2 protein-coding genes are annotated in these 1,959 nt (G+C 55.0%); both read right to left on the bottom strand.

Going from position 1 to position 1,959, the window contains the following annotated elements; translation table 11 throughout:
* On the bottom strand, nucleotides 1-1,052 hold a 1,052-nt coding region (locus BN93_RS00495), incomplete at its 3' end, for a M16 family metallopeptidase (RefSeq protein WP_198007479.1).
* A gap of 46 nt (nucleotides 1,053-1,098) precedes the next feature.
* Nucleotides 1,099-1,959, bottom strand: an 861-nt coding sequence (locus tag BN93_RS00490) for a DUF6850 family outer membrane beta-barrel protein (RefSeq protein WP_044259295.1), incomplete at its 5' end; no start/stop codon positions are given.

Raw genomic sequence — 1,959 nt, 5'->3', positions numbered from 1 at the left:
TACTTGAAGGCGTATTTTGAGGAGGCATAGAGATATACGCCATAGCCCACCACGGCCTGCGTGAAGGGGCATTGGAGCTTAACCACCTGCTCGGCAAGGCGCATGCGCAACATCGACATCATCAAAGAGCGGCGCACTAAGAGGCGTTGATAAGTGCTTGAGGCTTTGAAAGCAGGCGTTATGGGCGGCATTTTGCAGAACACTTGCACAAGCGTGGTGCGCTGTTCGGGGTCGCTATCCACCACGACGATGGGCTTGGCGTTGTCGGCAACGGGCACAATGGCGGGTCGGCGCGCGGCCTTGGTGGGGCGTATGGGGGCGAAAAGTGCCTCGATACGTTTGGCCGTGCGTGCCACATCCACATCGCCCACCACGATAATTGCTTGGTTTTGGGGATGATACCAGCGGTGATAATACTGCCGAAGGGTGGAAGGGCCAACGGTATCTATCACTTCCATCAAGCCAATTGGGGCGCGACGAGCGTACAAACTGTTGGGGTAAAGGTGCGGGAGATTGCGTTGTATCATACGTGCCGTGGCCGAATTGCGTTGTCGCCACTCTTCGTTAATCACGCCACGTTCCTTATTTATCTCTTCGAGAGAAAACGAAATGTCGCATGCCCAGTCGCGAAGTGCAAGCAGACAACTGTCTAAGGCCGAGGCGCGCGCTGTGGGAACGTTGTTGAGATGATAGACGGTGCGCTCCATTCCGGTATAGGCGTTGATGTTTTGACCGAATTTTAGGCCAAGCGTTTCGAGGTAAGCCGCGAGCGTATTGGATGGGAAATGGCGCGTGCCGTTAAAGCAAAGGTGCTCTAAGAAGTGAGCCAAGCCGCGTTGGTTGTCGCTCTCTTGCAGCGAGCCAACGCATTGGGCGAGGTAGAAATTGGTGCGATTGGGGGGTGTGCTGTTGCGAAGTATATAATAGGTAAGGCCATTCGGCAACTTGCCCACATGCAGGTTGGGGTCGGTGGACAGTGTTGCCTGTGTGCGTTTGGCGTTTGCCGAAAGGGCAAACAGGGCGAGAGCAAGGATAAAGAGGTATTTTTTCATTTCCGCAAAAGGGTGTTGTCGCTGTTGGATATAGGACTGTGGCCCATTAGAAAGCCAAGCCAAGGGCGGCCTCAAAATTATGGCGCGTGCCGTGAATGGTGGGTTGGGCTTTAAGCACATAGCCCAATTGGTAGGCCAATGAGAGCGTTAGCTGATAGTGGGCGAAACGCTTTGCCGTGCCCAACGCTATGCGTGTGCTGGCCGTAGACGTGGCGTAGAAACGTTGCAGGGGAAGTGCTAGTTGGGTAGAGAACACCGTTTCTTGCGTTGAAGGGTAGCTTAACGAGGCCTTGGGCAGGGTGAACGCTTGGCTTGCACCATAGAAAAAGGCGAAGTTTCGAGGCAAGGGACGTTGCGAACGATAGGCTGCAGCGAGATGAAAGGCATCGCGAACGAGGGTGTGTTGCGTGGCTCCGTCTTGTCGTTTCTCGTGTTCGGCGGTGGCATCGAGTGCAAATAGGTCGAGCCGCTGCGAGGTAAAGCGATGGTAGAGCAAGGCGTTCACGCCGATGTCGCGATGGCTATACACGTAGTTTTTCTGTCCGCCAAGGATGTTGTCTAGCCTATCCCACCCCTTGGTAAAGTGTGCGTGGGCTGTGGTTTGCAGGCGAAGAGCGGGCGAAAGGGGATGAATTAACCCCGCAAGAATGCGCGTCTGACGGAGGTTATAGGTGGAAAGGAGGTTGGCCGACACGTTTTTTGTTCGGCTACGACGTATGCTGTCGCGTTGGGCCAGATAGCTGGCGCGCGCCCAAAGCGTCGTTTCGTTTCGGGTAAAGCTGGCTTGTAGCGACAGTTCGTGCCCGTAGGTGTTGGCTTGCATCTCGCGGTTTTGCAGCTTACCCGTCTTTCGGTGCATGCCAAATCCCATCAGTTCGTAGGCCATAAAGTCCAATCGGTCGATGCG

This window comes from Prevotella conceptionensis 9403948 (assembly GCF_000312305.1).
GTDB classification, from domain to species: Bacteria; Bacteroidota; Bacteroidia; order Bacteroidales; family Bacteroidaceae; genus Prevotella; species Prevotella conceptionensis.
Note: the sequence above shows the minus strand (reverse complement) of the source record. Positions and strands in the feature narration are given on the sequence as shown.